The sequence below is a fragment of the Tsukamurella strandjordii genome (assembly GCF_039525985.1).
Classification (GTDB): Bacteria; Actinomycetota; Actinomycetes; order Mycobacteriales; family Mycobacteriaceae; genus Tsukamurella; species Tsukamurella strandjordii.
This window is the reverse complement of record NZ_BAAAII010000003.1, coordinates 19,771-37,864: the sequence shown is the minus strand read 5'-3', so window position 1 is coordinate 37,864 and position 18,094 is coordinate 19,771. Positions and strand designations below refer to the sequence as shown.

General features: G+C 66.2%; 22 protein-coding genes. 10 read left to right on the top strand and 12 right to left on the bottom strand.

Annotation, left to right across the window (positions count from 1 at the left end):
- Positions 1-63 precede the first annotated feature (63 nt).
- The 4 genes from ABD108_RS05570 to ABD108_RS05555 all read left to right on the top strand — a co-directional run bounded on the left by ABD108_RS05570 (position 64) and on the right by ABD108_RS05555 (position 2,400).
- Positions 64-294, top strand: a complete 231-nt coding sequence (locus ABD108_RS05570; RefSeq protein WP_343929742.1) for an antitoxin VbhA family protein — start codon at positions 64-66, stop codon at positions 292-294.
- 22 nt (positions 295-316) lie between these two features.
- The gene (locus ABD108_RS05565) at positions 317-1,018 is read left to right on the top strand and encodes a Fic/DOC family protein (protein WP_343929741.1); all 702 of its coding nucleotides are present in this window, start codon (positions 317-319) and stop codon (positions 1,016-1,018) included.
- 102 nt (positions 1,019-1,120) lie between these two features.
- A complete protein-coding gene (locus ABD108_RS05560; RefSeq protein WP_343929740.1) occupies positions 1,121-1,726 on the top strand; it encodes a hypothetical protein in 606 nt (201 codons plus the stop codon).
- Positions 1,727-1,740: 14 nt separating this feature from the next.
- Positions 1,741-2,400 carry a trypsin-like serine protease gene (locus ABD108_RS05555; RefSeq protein WP_343929739.1) on the top strand — a complete coding sequence of 220 codons (660 nt, stop codon included), beginning with the start codon at positions 1,741-1,743 and terminating at the stop codon, positions 2,398-2,400.
- A 27-nt stretch (positions 2,401-2,427) separates the two neighbouring features.
- Here the strand turns inward: ABD108_RS05555 and ABD108_RS05550 are convergent, their stop codons facing one another.
- Both ABD108_RS05550 and ABD108_RS05545 read right to left on the bottom strand, forming a co-directional pair.
- Positions 2,428-4,260: a hypothetical protein gene (locus ABD108_RS05550; RefSeq protein WP_343929738.1), complete on the bottom strand. Its 1,833-nt coding sequence runs from the start codon at positions 4,258-4,260 to the stop codon at positions 2,428-2,430.
- 452 nt (positions 4,261-4,712) lie between these two features.
- Positions 4,713-4,913 carry a hypothetical protein gene (locus ABD108_RS05545; protein WP_343929737.1) on the bottom strand — a complete coding sequence of 67 codons (201 nt, stop codon included), beginning with the start codon at positions 4,911-4,913 and terminating at the stop codon, positions 4,713-4,715.
- Positions 4,914-5,099: 186 nt separating this feature from the next.
- On the opposite strand from ABD108_RS05545, the gene ABD108_RS05540 reads away from it, so the two are divergent.
- Complete coding sequence (locus ABD108_RS05540) at positions 5,100-5,606, top strand: helix-turn-helix domain-containing protein (protein WP_343929736.1); 507 nt, start codon at positions 5,100-5,102, stop codon at positions 5,604-5,606.
- On the opposite strand, the gene ABD108_RS05535 is transcribed toward ABD108_RS05540, so the two are convergent.
- Positions 5,603-5,866 carry a hypothetical protein gene (locus ABD108_RS05535; RefSeq protein ID WP_343929735.1) on the bottom strand — a complete coding sequence of 88 codons (264 nt, stop codon included), beginning with the start codon at positions 5,864-5,866 and terminating at the stop codon, positions 5,603-5,605. The two genes, ABD108_RS05540 and ABD108_RS05535, sit on opposite strands and share 4 nt — an antisense overlap.
- 506 nt (positions 5,867-6,372) lie before the next feature.
- Here ABD108_RS05535 and ABD108_RS05530 point away from each other — a divergent pair.
- Complete coding sequence (locus ABD108_RS05530; protein ID WP_343929734.1) at positions 6,373-7,134, top strand: helix-turn-helix domain-containing protein; 762 nt, start codon at positions 6,373-6,375, stop codon at positions 7,132-7,134.
- 123 nt (positions 7,135-7,257) lie between these two features.
- Here the strand turns inward: ABD108_RS05530 and ABD108_RS05525 are convergent, their stop codons facing one another.
- A complete protein-coding gene (locus tag ABD108_RS05525) occupies positions 7,258-7,512 on the bottom strand; it encodes a hypothetical protein (protein ID WP_343929733.1) in 255 nt (84 codons plus the stop codon).
- 55 nt (positions 7,513-7,567) lie between these two features.
- Between ABD108_RS05525 and ABD108_RS05520 the strand changes: the two genes are divergently transcribed.
- The 3 genes from ABD108_RS05520 (at position 7,568) to ABD108_RS05510 (ending at position 9,299) form a co-directional block, all read left to right on the top strand.
- Positions 7,568-7,840: a hypothetical protein gene (locus ABD108_RS05520; RefSeq protein ID WP_343929732.1), complete on the top strand. Its 273-nt coding sequence runs from the start codon at positions 7,568-7,570 to the stop codon at positions 7,838-7,840.
- Positions 7,841-7,876: 36 nt separating this feature from the next.
- Positions 7,877-8,071, top strand: a complete 195-nt coding sequence (locus ABD108_RS05515) for a hypothetical protein (RefSeq protein WP_343929731.1) — start codon at positions 7,877-7,879, stop codon at positions 8,069-8,071.
- A gap of 85 nt (positions 8,072-8,156) precedes the next feature.
- The gene (locus ABD108_RS05510) at positions 8,157-9,299 is read left to right on the top strand and encodes a hypothetical protein (protein WP_343929730.1); all 1,143 of its coding nucleotides are present in this window, start codon (positions 8,157-8,159) and stop codon (positions 9,297-9,299) included.
- On the opposite strand, the gene ABD108_RS05505 is transcribed toward ABD108_RS05510, so the two are convergent.
- The 7 genes from ABD108_RS05505 to ABD108_RS05475 all read right to left on the bottom strand — a co-directional run bounded on the left by ABD108_RS05505 (position 9,293) and on the right by ABD108_RS05475 (position 16,408).
- Positions 9,293-9,661 carry a hypothetical protein gene (locus ABD108_RS05505; protein ID WP_343929729.1) on the bottom strand — a complete coding sequence of 123 codons (369 nt, stop codon included), beginning with the start codon at positions 9,659-9,661 and terminating at the stop codon, positions 9,293-9,295. The two genes, ABD108_RS05510 and ABD108_RS05505, sit on opposite strands and share 7 nt — an antisense overlap.
- A 3-nt stretch (positions 9,662-9,664) precedes the next feature.
- Positions 9,665-10,693, bottom strand: coding sequence for a hypothetical protein (locus ABD108_RS05500; protein ID WP_343929728.1), 1,029 nt, complete (start codon positions 10,691-10,693; stop codon positions 9,665-9,667).
- A gap of 979 nt (positions 10,694-11,672) precedes the next feature.
- The gene (locus ABD108_RS05495; protein ID WP_074850301.1) at positions 11,673-12,710 is read right to left on the bottom strand and encodes a BtrH N-terminal domain-containing protein; all 1,038 of its coding nucleotides are present in this window, start codon (positions 12,708-12,710) and stop codon (positions 11,673-11,675) included.
- A 95-nt stretch (positions 12,711-12,805) separates the two neighbouring features.
- Positions 12,806-13,477 (bottom strand): transglutaminase-like domain-containing protein, encoded by a 672-nt coding sequence (locus ABD108_RS05490; RefSeq protein ID WP_068526269.1) that lies wholly within the window; start codon positions 13,475-13,477, stop codon positions 12,806-12,808.
- Positions 13,474-14,673 carry an NAD(P)/FAD-dependent oxidoreductase gene (locus tag ABD108_RS05485; RefSeq protein ID WP_068526270.1) on the bottom strand — a complete coding sequence of 400 codons (1,200 nt, stop codon included), beginning with the start codon at positions 14,671-14,673 and terminating at the stop codon, positions 13,474-13,476. The genes ABD108_RS05490 and ABD108_RS05485 overlap by 4 nt, the downstream gene beginning before the upstream one ends.
- Complete coding sequence (locus tag ABD108_RS05480; RefSeq protein WP_068526271.1) at positions 14,670-16,061, bottom strand: cytochrome P450; 1,392 nt, start codon at positions 16,059-16,061, stop codon at positions 14,670-14,672. Before ABD108_RS05480 ends, ABD108_RS05485 begins: the two co-directional genes overlap by 4 nt.
- Positions 16,062-16,087: 26 nt before the next feature.
- Entirely contained in the window at positions 16,088-16,408 is a 321-nt protein-coding gene (locus ABD108_RS05475) for a 2Fe-2S iron-sulfur cluster-binding protein (protein WP_068526316.1), read from the bottom strand.
- Positions 16,409-16,507: 99 nt separating this feature from the next.
- Here ABD108_RS05475 and ABD108_RS05470 point away from each other — a divergent pair, with 99 nt between their 5' ends.
- The gene (locus ABD108_RS05470) at positions 16,508-17,533 is read left to right on the top strand and encodes an AraC family transcriptional regulator (RefSeq protein ID WP_068526272.1); all 1,026 of its coding nucleotides are present in this window, start codon (positions 16,508-16,510) and stop codon (positions 17,531-17,533) included.
- A 5-nt stretch (positions 17,534-17,538) separates the two neighbouring features.
- Here the strand turns inward: ABD108_RS05470 and ABD108_RS05465 are convergent, their stop codons facing one another.
- Positions 17,539-18,015 (bottom strand): PaaI family thioesterase, encoded by a 477-nt coding sequence (locus ABD108_RS05465; RefSeq protein WP_068526273.1) that lies wholly within the window; start codon positions 18,013-18,015, stop codon positions 17,539-17,541.
- Positions 18,016-18,094: the final 79 nt, after the last annotated feature.

The following is an 18,094-nucleotide window of genomic DNA, read 5'->3' as shown; positions in this document are numbered from 1 at the left end:
TAGCAGTTTTAATAGCCCTGACGTGGTAAAATTCAAGGAGGTAGTTCACAGGGAGGTGGCACGATGGCAGGGTCTTTCGATCACTGGCTGAGCCAGCATGAGCAGCTGCTCTCGCAGTTGTCGCCGGCGGCGTCCCAGCGGCTTGAGCGCGCTTTGCACTCGGCTTGGCTCGAGGACGCGGCGCCGGACGCCGACCAGGTGGCGATTCTCGTCCAACAGGCGGCCGGCACGATCACGGGCGATCAGGCTCGGGAGCGGATGCTCGGCACGCGAGCGGCGGCCTTTCGCGACTGACCGAGCTGTTGGGGTGAGCAGTGTGAATGAGAACGAGGAACGGTTCGCTGCGCTGTTCTACCCGGGCACTCAGGTGCTGCGTAATGTTCCCGGTCTGCACGATAACGCGGAGTTGGCACGGTTCGAGGCTGGTGCGGTGATCTCTCGTGCGGTGGAACTCGATGAGGATCGGGGGATCGTCCCGCGGACGCACGACTTGCAGCAGCTGGCCGCGATTCATCACCACCTGTTCCAGGATGTGTACCCGTGGGCGGGGGATATTCGGGATGTGAATATGCAGAAGGGCGGCAAGCCTTTTGCGCACTACGCCAACATCTCGATGTACATGGATGCCGTCGCCTACGACCTGCGTGAGAGTCCGGAGCTGCGCTCTTTCCGGAAGGAGACCTTCGTCGATAAAGCGGCGGAGGTCTTCTCCTATGTCAACCAGGCACACCCGTTCCGCGAGGGCAACGGTAGGGCCACACGGCTATTCATGGAATCTGTAGTTGAAGACATCTCCCCGGCGTGGGCGATCGATCTCCGGCAGGCACGGGTCGAGCAGGCGCAGTGGAACGAGTCATCGCATGCCTCGAGGCCCGAAGTCGGGGAATTCAGTCCCAACCCCGCGGCCTTGCGTGAGCTGTTCGGAGCGGCGGTCAGAGACCGATCGGCTCGGCGTGAGCGGGGCGCCGAGCTCGGGACCCTCGAGCGGCAGTCTGAATCTCTGGGCTACGAACGGTAGGGCTGCGCCACCACGTGAGTGTGGTGGCGGAGGGGTGTGCCGTGGTGAGCTGGCTCTGGAACGAGCGCGACCGGCGCTCACCGACGACGGAGGGGGCGCACCGTGCGCGTAATCAAGGTGGCAGGGGTGGTGGTCTCGCTGGTGATCGGTGCCACGGTGACCGTCGCGCCGGCGGCGGCGGATCCGGACGCGCTCAAGGACGGGCCGCGGTCGCTGGCCGTCTCGAGCGCGTCGTCATCGAAGGTGCAGAAGTTCCCGGACCGCGGGACCTGCCAGCTGCGCAAGTCACGTGGTGAGCTGCTGCCCGATTCCAAGTGCACCCCGGGTGCCATCAGCCGCGACGGTGCTCGCACGGACATCTCGAAGACGGTGTGCAAGAAGGGCTGGGCGAAGACGCAGACCGGTTCGTCGTCGGTGTACGCGAAGGAGCGTCCGCTCGCGGCCCGTGCCTACGGGACCTCCGAGAAGGAGTCGAAGGACTTGGTTCTCGATCACCTGGTTCCGGTGCAGCTGGGTGGGGCTGTCAACGATCCCCGGAACTTGTGGCTGCAGACCCCGGAAGCGGCGCGGAAGAAGAACCGCGTCGATACTGCTCTGACGGCGGCGGTGTGCTCGGGAACGATGAGTCTCGCGTCCGCGCAGCGTGTGATCGCGCAGGACTGGACTGCGATCTCCGTGACCTCGAGCGAGGCCGGTGGCCGCCGATGAGGGGCCACAGAGGCATGCTCAGGGTCGGTACGGCGCTGGTGTCCGCGGCCGCCGTGGCTGCGATTGGTACCGGTGACGCCGGAGCGTACGTGGTTGGCAAGACCGTCACGCCGGGGATGACGATCTTCTCCGGTTCGGAGGTGTGCACGGCCGGCTTCATGGTCCGCACTGAGAGCGGAGCATCGGGGATCCTGACCGCCGGCCACTGCAAGAAGGCCGACGCCGTACGCGTTCAGACCTCGCAGGACAAGGCGAATCGGGTAGTGGTCGGCACTTTCGAGCGCGTGACCTTCGACAAGCCCACGCTCGATCTCGCCGTCGTCACGCTGGCGAAGTCCCCGCGGCCGGTGCGCTCTGCCATCCTCGGGAAGACCGCCGTCGCGGGGGTCTTGTCGAAGGAAGAGGTGCAGGACCGCAAGCCTCGCCTGTGCTGGCAGGGCCAGCGGTCCGGATACAAGTGCAGCGAGTACAAGGGCATCGAGGGGAACCGCGTGTTCCTCGGCGATGCGCCGGCGAAGGGAGACTCCGGCGCCCCCGTTTTCGCAGTGCGCAGCGACGGTTCGGTCGACGCCGTCGGCATCATGATCGGCATCACCCGCGACAACCGGGGCCTCGTCGAGTTGATCCAGCCGCGACTGAGCGAGTGGAAGATCAAGCTGGTCGCGTCCCGCTGATCCCCGCCGGGTGCGGCCTCGACGTGCTCAGGCCACGCCCGCGCCGGCGGCGGTGCGGGTCGCAACCACTGCGATCGCGGCCGCCCAGTCCATCTTGCCGCCTGGTTTAGTCGGGAACCGACCGAACCGGGCACGGGCCGGCGCGGCGATCGGTAGAGCGATCGCCGCGGGATCCGTACTGGCCCGTGTGGGCCCCGTTTTGCGGCGCTTCTTGCCCGGGGTACGCCGCCAATCGAGCTCCGCGTGCCACCAGTCGAACGCCCCGCGCTCCCACTGATGCCGGCGAGCACGCTCCACCATCACTCCGGCCGCGCCGAGGATCCGCGCGGCCGTCTCCAGCCGCGGGCGCCACGACAGCAGCCTGAGCCCTCCGAGCACTGCCATCCACCGGTGCACCGTCCTGACCGAGTAACCTGTCAGCGCAGCGATCTCCTCCACTGGCGTACCCGTTGACCAGTAGAAGTGCACCCGCTCCCCTACTCCACCGAGGCCGTCTCGCCATACCCAGACGTCGTGCTGAGCGTGCTCGAGTCGCACGGCACCGGGGAGGGAGTAGGTGGGGGGCTGGGGGCGTGATTTCACTTGTGGTGCAGCTGTGCAAGCAGGTGGTGTGCACAGGGTCCAGGTCGCGGCGGCGGTTCCCTCCGAGGCTGCCTGCAGGTGCGTCCAGCCCTCCGCGGCGAGGCGGGCCATGCTGCGAGAAGCCGTCGTGTGATGGACGTTGGCGGCCTCGGCGAGGCGGCGGACGTCGACGTTGATCGTGGTGGCGTGAGCTCGCTCGCAGAGCGCGTGGAAGGCCAGCAGGACGCGTTCGTCGCTGGCTCCCCCGGGGCGGGCCCAGCGGGGGCCGTCAGCGGCGGCCGCGGATACCTCGTCGAGGAGGGCTGTCGTGGCGTCGTCGACGCGATCGGCGGCGGTTCTGGGCCAGGCGGTTGCCGCTGCGGTGTCGAGGGCCTTCTCCCATTGGACGATCGCGTGGGCCTGGTGGCGGTCGTAGTCCTCGCGGAGGCGGGTGAGGCCGGGCTGGTCCAGGTGGGTGGTGACGTCGTGCCAGGTGCAGCCTGAGGCTGCCATACCGAGCAGGATGCTCCACGCGATCGCGGAGCGGTCTGCGCCGGCGGGAAGTGCGTGGGTCAGGAGCTGCCGGGTTGCCGGTGTGAGGTCCGTGCGCGCCCGTGCGAGGTGCGCGCCTGCCCCGGTGCCAACGATCGTCAGGCCGGGGGTGCTCGAGGCGGCACCGCGCCGCGTCGAGGGTTCAGGGCTGTGCTCCCGGGTGGGAAAGCGTGCGTGGAGCCAGGTGAGCAACTCGGCCGAGGCGGGGCGCTGGTCCATGGCGGTCAGAGCCGCGTCAAGTGCCTGTCCATCGACGGACGGGACGGCGTGGCCACCGTGGCGGTGCGGGGAGCCGGGGATTCGGACGCAACCGGTATCGGCGTTGGTCAGCGGGGAGATGTCGAGCGTGGGTAGGTGCGCTTGCAGGGCGTGCGCCATGCGGTCGACTGCGTCGGCGTCAGCGCCGGCGCAGTCCAGGCGTACCCAGATGTGCGCGCCATCGGTCGGGCCGGACTGCACGAGCAGGTGTGGGACGTCGAGCTCGTCGAGGACGTTGGCGACGATCGCGGCGTCCGTGGCGACAGCGTCAGCGCCGTACTTGGTGGTGTCGAAGTCGAACGCCAGCCACTGGAACCGGCCATCACGGGAGGCGAGGTAAGTGGCCGTCGGCACGGTGAGCGCTCCCCCACGTGGCCACGGGGCAGAGCGGTACTCGTGCACGCGGTCCAGGTCGACGCGCACGCGAGTGCGTGGTGACCACTGCTGCCAGCGCTGTGCGAGGACGGCGAAGGTCTGAGTACGGGTCATCGGCTCGCCGGCCTTGTGTGCGGGCAGCGGCGATCGCGGCGATGAAGCTTGTGGTGGTCGACGCCGCCGGCAGAAGCCGGGCGCGCTGGTCGTCGACGAGTGGTCCCCGCGACACGCGGGGCGCAACCAAGGGTTGCGGCTGGTTCAGGGTGCGCGCTACCCTGAGAGCACACCAGCAAAGTGTGTCCCTTCGGGTAGGTGCGCAAGCATCTGGGACATCGGGGTGGTACCCGAGACCCGATCAAACTTCAGAGCACTAGGTCCCTCGGGTTGGTAGCCCGGAGGGGCTTTTTGCTATCTGCGGCCTGGTCAGCTGGGTTGGTAAGGTCCATCTGGTCAGCGGCCGTGATTGATCGCGTGATGCGTTGCGCTGCTATTCAATTGACATTTCGACCTGCATGGTCGGTGTTGCGATAGGTCGGCGGCGGTTAGGTCATAGGTGGTCCTCGGCGCTACGAAGCGGTCTGCAGCGGCAACACCCCCTGCCGGCCATGAACGAACTCGTATAAGCCGAGATCGTTCGCGATGAGGCTGTTGATGTAGTCAGTGATGGAGATGCCGCGCTCCTTGAGCTCGTTCTCCATCGCTTTGTTGAGGGCAACAGGCATACGAGTCTTCACGGGGACTCGCTCCCCCTTTGATGGCATCGGCATGACGCTCATCCTGGTGACAGATTCGCGCCAAGTGTGGGACGTGGGCTCCGACACGCCGAAAGTGGGACCACATTCCGTGTGATCGTGGGGCCAGATTGCATCGCTATGGGACTCCCACGCAGCGGTTCGGGCATCTATTTCGGGCATGTTGGTCGGATACCGCGGTGCGCTGCCACGATCCCGTTCGTGAGTCGACGCCGGGTCCTGCGTGGTTTCGTCCCGGAGGAGCTGCAGCGCATCCGGGAGAAAAAGAAGTGGTCGCGTGGGGATCTCGCCCGCGTCACCGATGTAGACACGCGGACGATCGGTCGCTGGGAGGATGGCGAGACAGCACCGACGATCGACCTGCTGGCCAGGGCGACAGCAGCACTGGGGGTGCCCCTGAGCCGGGTGATCGTCGTACCGGCCGGCGAGCGGGATCTGACGGTTCTGCGCTGGCTGCGCGGGCTGACCCAGCCGGAACTGGCCTCGCGTCTGCGGGTGACCACGTCGCGGTTGTCGGACCTCGAGCGAGGAGAGGCGCCGTTGTCGGATCAGCGCGCCGAGCTGCTTGCGCGCGAGCTGGGTGTGAGCAAGCGTCGGGTGCTCCAGGCGTACGAGCTGACGCGACTGCGCCCGCCCGGCACATGGCCGGGCGAGACCGTGGCGGAAGACCCCGGCACGGCGGAGGTGGAATGGCATCGCGGAGGTTAGGCCGCCGCGATCGGGAGGGTGAGCTGATCGCCCTGTGCCGCGAAGTTGATGCGCGAGGAGGACACCGCGCTCGCCTTCGGCGCCGCCGGCTGCTTGGGCTCGGGAGCTTCGATGGCGTGGGCCGCGGTCTCAGCGCCGCCGGTGCGGCGGTTGAACTCTTCGGCGGTCGGCATGTCCAAGGTGGGCAGTCCGTTTCGTGCGAGGTCGTCGTTGAGTTCGCCGTAGCGGGTGATCAGCCGGTGCACGATGCGTCCGGGCATCCGGTGACCGGCCCACACCCCGTGCGTCGGCGCCCAGCCTTCGGCGGTGTAGACGCGCTGGCTCGGGTCGTTGCCGGCGCCATCGCGACCTGCGCGGCCGCCAGCGGCGGCGCGGGCGGTCTCCTGCAGGCACTGAAGTCGCAGCGGGCAGTGCCCGCATGCTTCGCGCGCTTCGGAGCCGCCGCGAACGAACCACAGTTCAGGCTCGACCTGGCAAGGGGTGTGCACTCGCTTCGGCGGCTGCTTGGCCCACGCCGGGATGAACCTGGGCGGTCGCGCGGCAGCGCGGAGAGGCGTCGACGCCGGCACCGGCCGGTTGGACGAGCTGGCTTCAGTCGCAACCATCTGAGTTACTCCCTTACTGCGGCGAAACGCTTGAGATACTCGAAGTGTTACACATCGAGTATCGCTCAGCAAGTGTTGCAGGGCACTTTTGTGTCACCCGGTGATGGACCAGGGGTTACTCAGTTGGAATACTTCGGAGCAGTGAACAGGGAGGTGATGCAGTGAGCCGGACCCGTCCGACGGGCGATACGGTCGTGGGTGCGCGTATTCGCGCACGTCGCAAGCAGCTCCGGCTCACGCAACAGCAGCTCGCTGACCGGGCCGGATGTAGCAAGGTGTGGATCCGGTACATCGAGCTCGGCACCGGTTGGCCCAAGCCTCCAATGCAGCAGAAGATTGCGGACGCGCTAGAGACCGATACATCGATCTTCGATCAGGCGCCAGCAGCCGCCAGTCCCCCGCAGGGCGACCCTCACGGCGTGTCGCTCCCGGCCACAGAGCTACCCAACGTCCAGCAAAAAGGTAACTCCGCGCCTCTGGCGGGGACAGGCTTGGTGGCGGTTCTGTGGATGGCTCTTGAAGGTCTGCAGACAGTACGCGCACAGCTGCTCGAGGAGGGCGACGATCCCGATCGCGTGGTGGTGCTGGCGGGCTTGCTGGACCGCGCGCGCCAGCTCGAGAGCGAGCTTGGCCCGTTGATGCTGCGCGCATCGGGATCGCCGGCGGAGTTCACGAAGCTGTTCGCCGGCACCGCGCGCCTGCGGGAGGACCTGCTGGGCGATCTAGCTGACAGCGCCGCTCCGCCGTATGGGGCGCGCGTGTGGGCGGCACGGCGCTCCATGGGCTTGGTCGAGCGTGAACAGGCCGCGGCGGCATTGCAGACCACAGCCGATGTCCTGCTGGACATCGAGACGGGCCGCAATGCCCCCGGCCTCGAACTCGCGGAGTTGCTCCGCCTAGTGCTCGGTGTCGAGCCCGACTGATCTCATCGGGCGCGGCCACGCACCGCGCACGCCGAATTGCAGGCACCAAACGCGGCCGCGGCCCGTGATCATCAGGACGTACCGGCCCGCGGGCTCGCAGCAGGTGTGCCGCGCGGCGTGCGGCTACTGCTCGGTCGCCTTGGGCGGGAAGCCTTCGGGGAAGTGCTTGTAGTTCTTGAAGCGGACTTCGACGACCTGCCGCACCCCGTTGTCGACGCCCTCGGACCACACTGTTTCGCCTGCCCGCTTGACGATGAAGAAGCCCAGTACATGCTCGGCGAGCTCGTACTCGTCGCCGCTGAAGGTCTTGGTTCCGGCCCTCGTGACGAGGGTGATTTCGCTGGGTCCGGCGGTGGTCGATTCGGTCGATTCGGTCATGCCCGCAACGATAGTGGTGCGGGGTGGCCAGCCGGAGGCTCGGTACCTTGAGGTGGTGCTGTGGACGTTTGTCATCTTCGCGCAGGCCGGTGCCGACGATCCCGTCGTCAACTCCGGGGCCGCGGTGCCCGAGCAGCAGGCCATGGCGGCTGGAGCGGCGATGTTGGAGGCCCGCGGTCTTCCGCTCGAGGTGCTGGAGCGGTGGCGCCGCGCCCCGGCGGGTGCGGTGCTGCGCGCCAGCACGTACACGTTCGGACTGGTGCGGACGCCGGTGCCAGCGCAGGCGGGCGGCCCGATCGGCGAGTGGGTCGCCGAGCACATGTGGTGACCGGGACTTGTCGGTGCCCGGTCGTACCGTCGCGCCATGAGCGAGATCGAGGAGTACCGGTTCGGGGACGTGGTGCTCGTGCGCGGGCAGCGGCGGATGGTGATCGGCGAGCGCCGGTACGGGCTCGGCGACTACGTGGTGATCGCGGCCGGCGGTGGTGGTGAGTCGATGGTGCGTAAGGAGTGCGTGCGGCGTGCTCCGTCCGCGGTTGGTCGGGGATCTGCGGCCTGAGATCGGGGCCAGCGGTTCGATTGGTGAAGAGCGCCCAGGTGGGCAAGTGTGGCGGCGTACGCCGGTGGGTCTCTAGCCTGCAGGGGTGGTCTCTGGTCTGGAGCAGTACGTACGCGCGGTCGGCGCCGCACTAGCCCGCGGCGTCGAAAGCTACGGCATCCCCACCAGCATCACCGGCGTCCCGAACAAGAGCGTCGACAACCCCACCGCCCCCGGCGACAGCGGCCGCACCGCCGCGGCCCGCGTCACCAACAACGCCGCCCTGCAACAGCAGCTCGCCCGCATCGCCGCCAGCGACAGCAAGGTCGCCGCCGCCCTCCGCGAAGCCGCCACCGGCTCCGCCGCCGGCCGCGCCAAACTGATCGCAGCGCTCCGCGCCGCCAACGGCGACGTCACCGCCATCGGCCCGCACACCCGCACGCCGCCCGGCCGAAAAGCCCTCATCGACGCACTCAGCGGCCGCGTCGGCGACGGCAAGACCACCATCACCGGCAGCGACGGAAACAACCGCACCCTCGCCGGCCGCGTCACCAACACCGGCTACCCCACCGGCAGTAACAGCACCCCGACCATGCCCAGCATCCCCCAAATGCCCCAAATCCAAACTCCACAAGTCAATTCCGGTCAGGGGTCCGGCTTCTCGGCTGCTCCGATTCGACAGCTGCTCAGCGGCGACAAAGGGTCGGTAACGAAATCGAGTAAGCGGACCACGTCAGCGAGCCGGACGGCGGATTCAGGGCAGTCGCGGGCATCCGATGACAAGGGGGACCGTCGCAAGAAGATCCCGCTGAGCTCAGTGGATTTCACCCGGACCAAGTACCCCGGCGGTAAGGCCGCGTATCGCGGATACATCCTCTCTGCGTTGGATCATGCCGGCATCAAGGACCCGAAGGCGCGGATGAACTGGCTTCGGGGCATGGAAGTAGTCGCCCAGCGTGAGTCGACGAAGAACAACCTCGCGGTGAATCTGGTCGACGTCAACGCGCACGGTGCTCGGCAGTCCGATGGTCACCCGAAGTACGCCACCCGGGGGCCGTTCCAGTTCCGCCCGGATACCTTCGCGGAGTCGCACATGCCCGGGACGTCGCGCAACATCTACAACCCGGTGGCGAGCGCGGGTGCATTCATCAACCGCGCGCTTCACGTGTACAACGTCGACCGAGATGGATCGAATCTCGCGGAGCGGATCCAGCAGGCCAATCCCCGGCGCGCACCGAAGGGTTACTGAGCGGGGGCCTGTCGTGCCGGAGTGGCATTCTCCGCGGCGTCGGCGGCAGCCTGAACGTCGCGGAAGTCGCCTAGGAGCTCGTAGAGGCGTCGATCCCAGAATTCGACGTCGTCTCCGTATTGATCGCGCAGGACGGCGAACTGTTCGTTCATGATGCGGGCGAGTTGCTCGGGAGCGTACTTGCTGGTGATCCCTGCCTCGAGCCAGACGTCGACGACGGCGCCGACGTCATCGAGCGTGATGACGACCTCGTGATGGTCGTTGGTGGTCCTGCCTGACTCTGCGGTTTCCTCGCGGAGCTGGGCGACGGCACGCAGGAGTGCATCGCTCATGTCGAACGCCTGCTGGGCCTTGCCGCGCATGACCTAGACCTCCTCGTTGGGCTTCTTGGCTGATTCTGTACCGCGCCGCGGTGTCGGCGCCGGGCGGGGTCGCTCCCCCGTACCTGACGCCGAGGCGGCCGCCTTCTTCTGTTGCTCGGCGTGCTGCTGGTGGGCCAGCTCGCGGTCGACGGCGGCATGGATGCGTTCGGTGTTCGGTCGCGGCCGCAGCACGGCCTTTTTGGTCTCGCTCTGGCTCTCGCCTCCGCCGGGGCCGCCGGCCCCGGCTCCGGCCCCGTGCATGGGCATCATGGGGAATCCGCCCATGGGCATGCCGCCGCGGGTCGGCGCTGCTGCTGTCGGTGTGGCGACGGGAGCGGCTGTTCCCGTCCCGGTGTCGAGCGGCACTGCGAGTGCGGCGTTGGTTCCGAGAGTGGTTGCTGCCGGCTCGGTGCTGGGGTTCTCGCCGCCCCCGCCGCCTCCGCCACCGAAGTCATCGCCGGCGCCGACGTCGCCAACGCCGGCGTCGTCGGTGCCGGCGTCGTCGATGCCAAGGTCGTCGTCGAGCTCGTCGCCTGCGGTCTGGAAGCTCTGAGCTGCGCCGCTGAGGCCTTGGACAATCTGGGAGCCGGTGGATGCGACCTGTGAGGCGGCTGCGGCGGGAAGGGATGCTGCAGCGCCCACGATGCCCGTCAGAAGGCTCGGCAAAGCCTGTGCTGCGGTGCTGAGCTGATCTTCTTGTTTGCTGCTCGGGTCGTCCTGGCCGCCTGTATCGGTTGCGGTAGGAGCTGCGGTCCCAGATGGGTCTACTGCGCCGGTCTCACCCGCTTCGTCCTCGCCGTCGCCGTTGGGATCGTCGGGGTCACCAGGCTTTCTGCCCTTGCCATTGCGATCGGGGTCTTCATAGGGCTCGCCACCCCCGCTGGTGCTGCCATCACCACCGCCGGTCGGGCTGACCACGGGAGGAGGCGCCTGGATGGGAGTGTCTGTCACGAACGAGGTCATGGTGTAGTCCGCGGCGCTGGTCGCTGCAGTTCCGCGAAGAGTGGCCAGGTTGTTCTGCACCTGCATCACGTAAGGGGTGTACCGGCCGCCGCTCGCTGCGTTCGCCTGGTTCGCCTGCTCCAGCTGGTTGCGAGTGTTCGTGAACGTGGTGGGGGTGTGATACTCAGACGGCGAACACCGCCTCTACCGATCCCCTCGCAGCCGACACCACCACAACCAAGTTAGGGCGCCCTCGGGCCTGACTGTGTCGGATCGGTGACAATCGACAACGCCTTGCGGTGCCGGTGAACCACATACGACACCGACCACCGCGACGTCAGATCCTCGAGCTGCTGCTCCTCAAGCAACTTCACCCGCACCCACAGATGACTGCTAAGCCCGGTATCCCGAGCGATCACATGCTCGGCATACGCGCACACCGAAGCCCGATCCCACCCTGACGGGACAACGACCGTCCGCCGAGAAGGCATCTGCAGATCATCCTCCCCATCCACATCCACGAACCTACGACCAAACGCGGCCACCCGCCTACAGTCGGGGCCAAATCACACCGCCCTGGTTGGAGCCAGACCAACTTGACATAGCCACCCGCTGGCGGGGTGTACTGCTGCGAGCGAGCAGTGATTCGAGATCTCCCGGTGTCCCGATCCACCCCGGGGACCACAACCGTTGCGCTGACCCGCAACGGTTGCTTGATCCAGTCGGGGGGAGCGCTCACCGGGCCGGTAAGAGCGCGAGGACAGGCGCTTGGCAACCACGCCCCTCGAGGCCGTGTTCGAGCATCACCTGGCCATCGGCCTCGTCGGCCGCGGTCCACGATGGGGGACTTGTACGACCGGATCCGCCAGTCGTCCGTCGCATCGCCCCGACGCACCGTCTATGGCGTCGACGGCGATGGCTCGCAGCGTGTCGACAGATCGCCACGACGGATCAGGACCCAGGTGAGCGGGAACCGGCGTCCTGCTCACGGTGGTGCTCCTGCGTGCGTTGTGTGAACGCGGCGGCCCTGCTTAGCGCCCTACTCGCGGACTTCCCGCGACTGGCCCGGTTAGCCTGACAAGGATGCTGCGGCCTTTCGCAGTGACGCCTCCAGAGTCGCTTCCGCCTCGGGTAGAGCTGCCGCGAGGGTTGTGACGGATCGGAGCCGCTCGGATGAGGCGTGATCCTTCTGTACTGCTGCGCGTGCGACTGCAGTCCAGGATGTCGCCGCATGGTGGGCGTTGGCTGCAAGGATGGCGGTTGCGTGATCGCCGGTGAGGCGTGCGATTTCATCGCAGCCCTGTGCCAGCAGTCGGCGGAAGAGGCCACCGCCGGTCCCCGCTTTCTCGATGAAGGCGCCGAGGCTGAATAAGTGCATCTCGAGGTCGTCGGTGGACAGGGCTCCCCAGCTGCAGACGTCGGATGCGAGAGCGCTGGCCGCGTCGAGGCCGTGTGACCCATGTTCTGCGGGCCCGGCGATCGTCGATGCGCCTGGGGTGCTCAGGCTCGCTGCGGATTGCGCGAATGCCTGTGCGGCCACCTCGATAATTGAAGGCGGCGTCTGTGGCCAATTGATACGAAACTGCGTGTGTCGGGTTGGCTCCGGGAAGGAGGTCGAGCGGCGCGCGCGTGCGAGTGCGTCCAGTGGGACGCGTTGAAGATCTTCGCGATCGTTGTCGGCGATGTACGCGATGCCTTGCGTCTCGTCGTAGCCGACTACCACGATGTCGTGGCGGCTCATGCGCAACTGGACCCGCAGATAGGGGAGTTCTGCGATCTCCGCCCAGACCAGTGCAGGGCGGCCCTGATCGATCTCGCCACGAAGGTTCTCCCAACCCTCGGCCGGGTCGTCGGTGGCAAGCACCTCGACGGTGCCGCCCAGACGGCGGGGGAGGTCCACCTCAAAATCAGGTCCTCGTCCGACCAAGTACACGGGTGGCATCAGCGCGCTTGATCGAATGTAGGTGAGGGAGAGGGCTCCGCCGAGGGCAAAGACGAGGCCCTCATCGGGTGGGCCGTCGAAACCGAGCCCGGTCCACTCCATGAGGTCTCGCATCGCACCGGACCCACAGTGGCCGCCCATTCGGTGCGGGTAGGGGTCGATCATCGAGGGGCCGGACACTGACACGAGTCTCCTGTGTTGAGGCGGTGCGGATCTTGTTCGTAGAGTCGATTGCCGGCCGACGACTGAGGCAGGTCGGGTTAGGCGTGGAATGCATCTAGTGGCGTCGCACGCTGCGTGAATATCAGAGGGCCATAGGCCTGTTTGAGAGCCGCCAGGATGTTGTCGAGAGGCAGGTCGTTGTACGTACCTCTTTCGCGGACGTACTCCATGTGTGTTGAGCCGTCCGCGGAGTGAGCGTGGAGCAACGCGTCGCTGTCGCCGGTGAAGTCGATCGGGGCAACTCCGAACCGTGCGCACAGTTCCGAGTTGAACGCGGGTGTTGCCTTGAGCCACCGTCCGTCGATGTAGACGTGGCTGTACCCGTGATAGACGAAGACGTCGGTTCCCATCAGCTCACGTAGGGTGCCCGTTTGGAGGTGGTTACGGACGTCGGCGAAGCCGAACCGCGCTGGGATCCCGGCGGCGCGAAATGCGGCGGTGAGCACGACGGCCTTGGGGACGCAGTATCCACGTCCGGATTCGATTACGTGGCTGGCCCGGTAATGCTCTGGGTCGTTGGAGACGGTGTACGGGTCGTAGCGGATGGCGTCGCGTACCGCGGTGAACAGGCGGCGAGCTTTGTCTTTGTCGGTGGTCGCGTTGCCGACGGCTTCGCGTGTGAAGGTCGCGACGGTGGCGTGCTCGATGTCGAGGAAGCGTGAACCCGTCAGCGCCGCCGGGCTGACCGCGTTTGTCGGTGATGTGGTCATGGGGTCGCTCCGATCAATGCGGACCTGACGATCGGCGCTCGTTGTGCAATGGCGCGCTTGGCGTTCACGAAGTCAGCGGGTCTGTTGACGCAGTCAGCTGCAATCAGTTCTCCGGCGGAGAAATAGTAGCAGGTGAAGTCGCGGCCATGGGCGGGGTCGCCGCTGACCAGCACCTCGTCGTATCCGGTGTTGAGCCCGGCGATCTGGAGTTTGAGGTCGTATTGGTCGGACCAGAACCACGGCAGTGCGGCACGACCGGTTGTGTTGTCGCAGATTGTGGCCGCCGCGATTTTGGCGTGCTCGGTTGTTGCGGACACGCACTCGAGACGAACACGTCTCCCGTACCGCTCGATTCGGTGGTTGGCGCAGTCGCCGGCTGCGACGATGTCAGGATCGCTGCTACGAGCGCGGTCGTCGACGAGGATGCCGTTTTCGACGTCGATGCCCGCAGCTGCTGCGAGCTCCGTGTTCGGAATGACGCCGACGCCGACGATGACCAGGTCAGCGGCCAGCGTTTCTCCACCGGCGAGGACAACGCTGGCGACTCGTTTGTCGCCGCGGAACCCCTCGACGATTGCGTCGATCCGTACGTCGACACCCTTCTCGCGGTGAATTCGATCGAAGAATTCCGACACGACGGGCGCCGTGACACGTTCGAGTACGCGTCCTGCCGCCTCCAGGACGGTCACTTCGACACCCAGGGTTCGAAGCGAGGCCGCTGTCTCCAGGCCGATGTACCCGCCGCCGACAATGACGACCCGCGAACCCGGGACCGCGGCGGCGCGGATGGCCTCGACGTCGGTGGCGGTGCGCAGATAGTGCACGCCCGGCAGATCGGCCCCAGGGACGGGCAGTGCGCGAGCTCGAGCGCCGGTGCACAGGGCCAACTTCGAGTAGGACACCGCGTCGTTGTTGCCGAGAGTGACGGTTCGTTCGGCACGGTCGATCGAGGTTACGGTTCCGTCGACGAGCTGGATCCGTTGCTTGTCGTAGAACTGGTGGCTTCGGATCGCGACATCGTCGAGATGGCAATCGCCGGCCAGGTATGCCTTGGACAGCGGCGGCCGCTGATACGGCAGGCGGCCCTCGTCGCCGATCAGCAGGATGTCTCCAGCCCACTTCTCCTTGCGCAAATTGGCCGCCAGCTGTGCGCCGGCGTGGCTTGCGCCGACGATCACGACCCGATCAGTGCTCACGTCTCCTGCTTGGGAGTCAGACGGACCATCATCTTGCTGATCCCACGAACGAAGTTGGACTGCACGTACTCCGGATCACCGACCACCGCGATGTCGTCGAAGCGCTCGAGGAGTTCTTCCCAGAGAATGCGCAACTGCAATTCGGCCAGGCGGTTTCCCATGCAACGGTGCACGCCGAAACCGAACGCGATGTGGTTGCGAGCGTTGGACCGATCGATGATGAGCTCGTCCGGGCGGTCGAACACTCGCTCGTCGCGGTTGCCGGAGGCGTACCACATGACGACTTTGTCGCCTTTGCGGATGAACTGACCGTTGAGCATCACGTCCTTCTTGGCGACCCGGCGCATGTACGCCAGGGGGGTTTGCCACCGGATGATCTCCGACACCGCGTTGGGGATCAGGTCCGGATTGGCTTTGAGTTTCTCGAACTGGTCGGGATACTCGTTGAGAGCCAGCACTCCGCCGCTCATCGAGTTGCGGGTGGTGTCGTTGCCGCCGACGATCAGCAGCACGAGGTTCCCGAGGAACTCCATGGGGCTGTCGTCGAGAAGGTCTTTGGTGTCCTCGTTGCTCTGCAGCATGGTGATGAGGTCGAAACCAGGCTCCTCGCCTGCCGCGGTCCGCGCGGCCTTGTCTCGCCATAGCGCACTCAAGCCCTGTGCCATCGCGACCATCTCGCGGAAAACTTTGTCGTTGTCTGATGGTCCGCCGTTGGCCTGCTCCATCGACGTGGCCAGATCCGACCACTGGACGAGTTTGTGGCGCTGCTCGTAGGGGTAGTCGAGCAATGTCGCGAGCATCCGCGCGGTCAGTTCGACCGACACGGTCTGGACCCAGTCGAACGGTTCGTCGAGCGGTAGCTCGTCGAGGACTTCCCGGACGCGCGACCGGATGAGGCCCTCCATCTCGCGCAGGTTCTTCGGTGCGACGACTCCCTGGACGGCGGCGCGCTGCTTGTCGTGCCGCGGCGGGTCCATGGCGATGAACATCGCGATGTCCATGAAGCGGGGCGGCCGACCGATGATGATGAACGGTTCGGCGGAGAACGCGTCGTGGTTCTTGTCGACAGCGATGATGTCGGCATGTCGAGTGACCGACCAGAACGGCCCGAAGGGACTGCGGGGCTGGAAGTGAACGGGCGCCTCATTGCGCACACGCTCGAAGTAGGACCGCCACCTGCCCTGTCGGTAGAGGAATGGGTTGCTCAGATCGATGTCGGTGAGTTCGACTTCCTCGACAGGCGGGATGGGGGTCTCGGTGAAGATCTTTTTGCCGTCGGTTCGGGTGACGATCCGGCGGGCCTTGTCATAGACGTGGGCGCCACGGATTTGTAGATCGATCGGGATCATGGACTGCGCTTTGTCGGCGAGGGCAGTTGAGATGCTCATAGATGTTGCTCTTTCGCTTTAGACGTTCACAACTGGAACTCGGGAAGGCGAACGGTCAGACCGTCCCACTCGTTGTTGGCGGTCATCTGGCAGGCCAGTCGCGAGTTGGCCTCACGTTCGGGGTGCATACTCAACATGCCTTCTTCGACGTCTGTGCTGTGTCCGACGGTGTCGATCCACGCGCTGTCGACGACGACGTGGCACGTTCCGCATGCCGCCTCACCGCCACAGTCGCCATCGATCCCCGGTATCGCCTCGTCGACTGCAATCTGCATCAGTGACCTGCCGGGCGTCACCGGCGCGGGGTAGTCCTCGCCGTCGTGGGTCACGTAAGTGATCGTGGCCATGGCCACCTCCTTGTTCGTGGGTCGTAGAGGTGAGTGTGCACGCGGCAGATGTGCTTGATCCAGGCTCGGACGTCGCGATGTCTTGTTAAATTGGCTCATGTGAGCCTTGTCGAGTTGGGGATACCGCCGCTAGCGTTCGCGCAGCTCCTCGACAGCGGTGCCCTGGGCGCGGCGGAGACGCGAGCGTTCGGACGCATCATGGCCCGCGAGGGCGTCGATCTCGCGGTCGTCATTGCGCGACAGGGCCAAGTGCCTGTCCGGTGGTTTCACGAGGTGTATCCGGCGATGGACGCCCAGCAGGGATTCCGGTTGGGCGTGGCGTTCGCCGAGCACGCCCAGCTGACCTCTTTCGGCCCCCTCAGTTTGCCGCTGGTCAGTGCGGGTTCCGTCCTCGAAGTTGTTCAACTGCTTCGGTTCTTGCCCCTGATATCGACCGCGCTGAGCACCGAGTTCCAGCACGGAGACTCTGGACTGACGATCGCTCTGGCCGGGCGCACAGATAGCCCCGGCACCGATTGTCTCGCCGTCACCTACGGTGGTCTGGCTGTCCTGCGGTTGGTGGACATGCTCGCCGGTGCCGTCCCCTCCGTGGAGCTTCATCTGACATGCCAGGCGCCAGCAGACCTGATCGTCGTGGGTGAGATCGGCCATCGGATCCTTTTCGACGCGCGCGCGGCGTTCGTGCATATACCGGCTGCCGTGCTCTACGACGTGTGCCGCTTCTCCGACCCCGTGGCCTACCGGATCGGTATCGCCGAGCTTCGACGCGTCTACGAACAGCGCAGGCCCAATTCCTACACGCAGCTGGTCCGCGCACAGTTCGATGCTGACCCTGCGCGCGCTGACGGCGCTCGTATCGCGGCGGAGCTGGCGACATCGGTGAGCACACTCAAGCGACGCCTGCACGCCGAGGGCACCACCCTGCGTCGCCTGCGGCAGCAGTTCGCCCAAGAACGAGCCACCGCGCGACTGCTGGATCCCGGCATCAGTGTCGGCGAGATAGCCGCAGAACTGGGGTACTCCGAGGTCGCCAGTTTCTCCCATGCATTTACACGGTGGGTCGGGTGCTCCCCGACTCAGTTCCGCCGCGCACCGTCGAATCAGCGGGCAGCGCCGGGCATCTGAGCAGGTCAGTCCGCGCGGAGGAAATTGACGAAAAAGCTGTCTACCGTGGAGGTGTCGGCGTAGCGCGCGAAGTGCGTGAGATCGACTTTCACGAACTCGCTAGTGGCGGAAAAGTAGGTCTCGCCCTCCACGGTCCCGCTCGCCCCGATGTGCAGGGTGTGATCGGCGTCCTCGTCGATCCACGCCGTGAGGCGTACTGGTACGTGGAGGGGTACCGGTCGGCGGTACTTGACCGTCAACGTGCGCGTGACGGCCGGGGTGCCGGCGATCCACAGCGTAAATCCCATGATGTCGTCGCACGCGGCCGAGATGGCCCCTCCATGCGCCAGACCTGGTCCACCGGAATGCTTTTCGGTGAAGGAGTGATCTGCAAAGACTCGGTCCTCGTCGCGGTAGACCTCGAGCTGCAGGCCGCTGGCATTTTCCGGCCCGCAGCCCATGCACGATGGGGAGTGCGCGGGCAGTCTGCTGGGTGCTGACATCACAGTCCTCGAATCGATGCTCGTGCCGGTAGCGGACCGCTACTGACGGTATCGTTGGCAGGATGCCACATACGTGGAC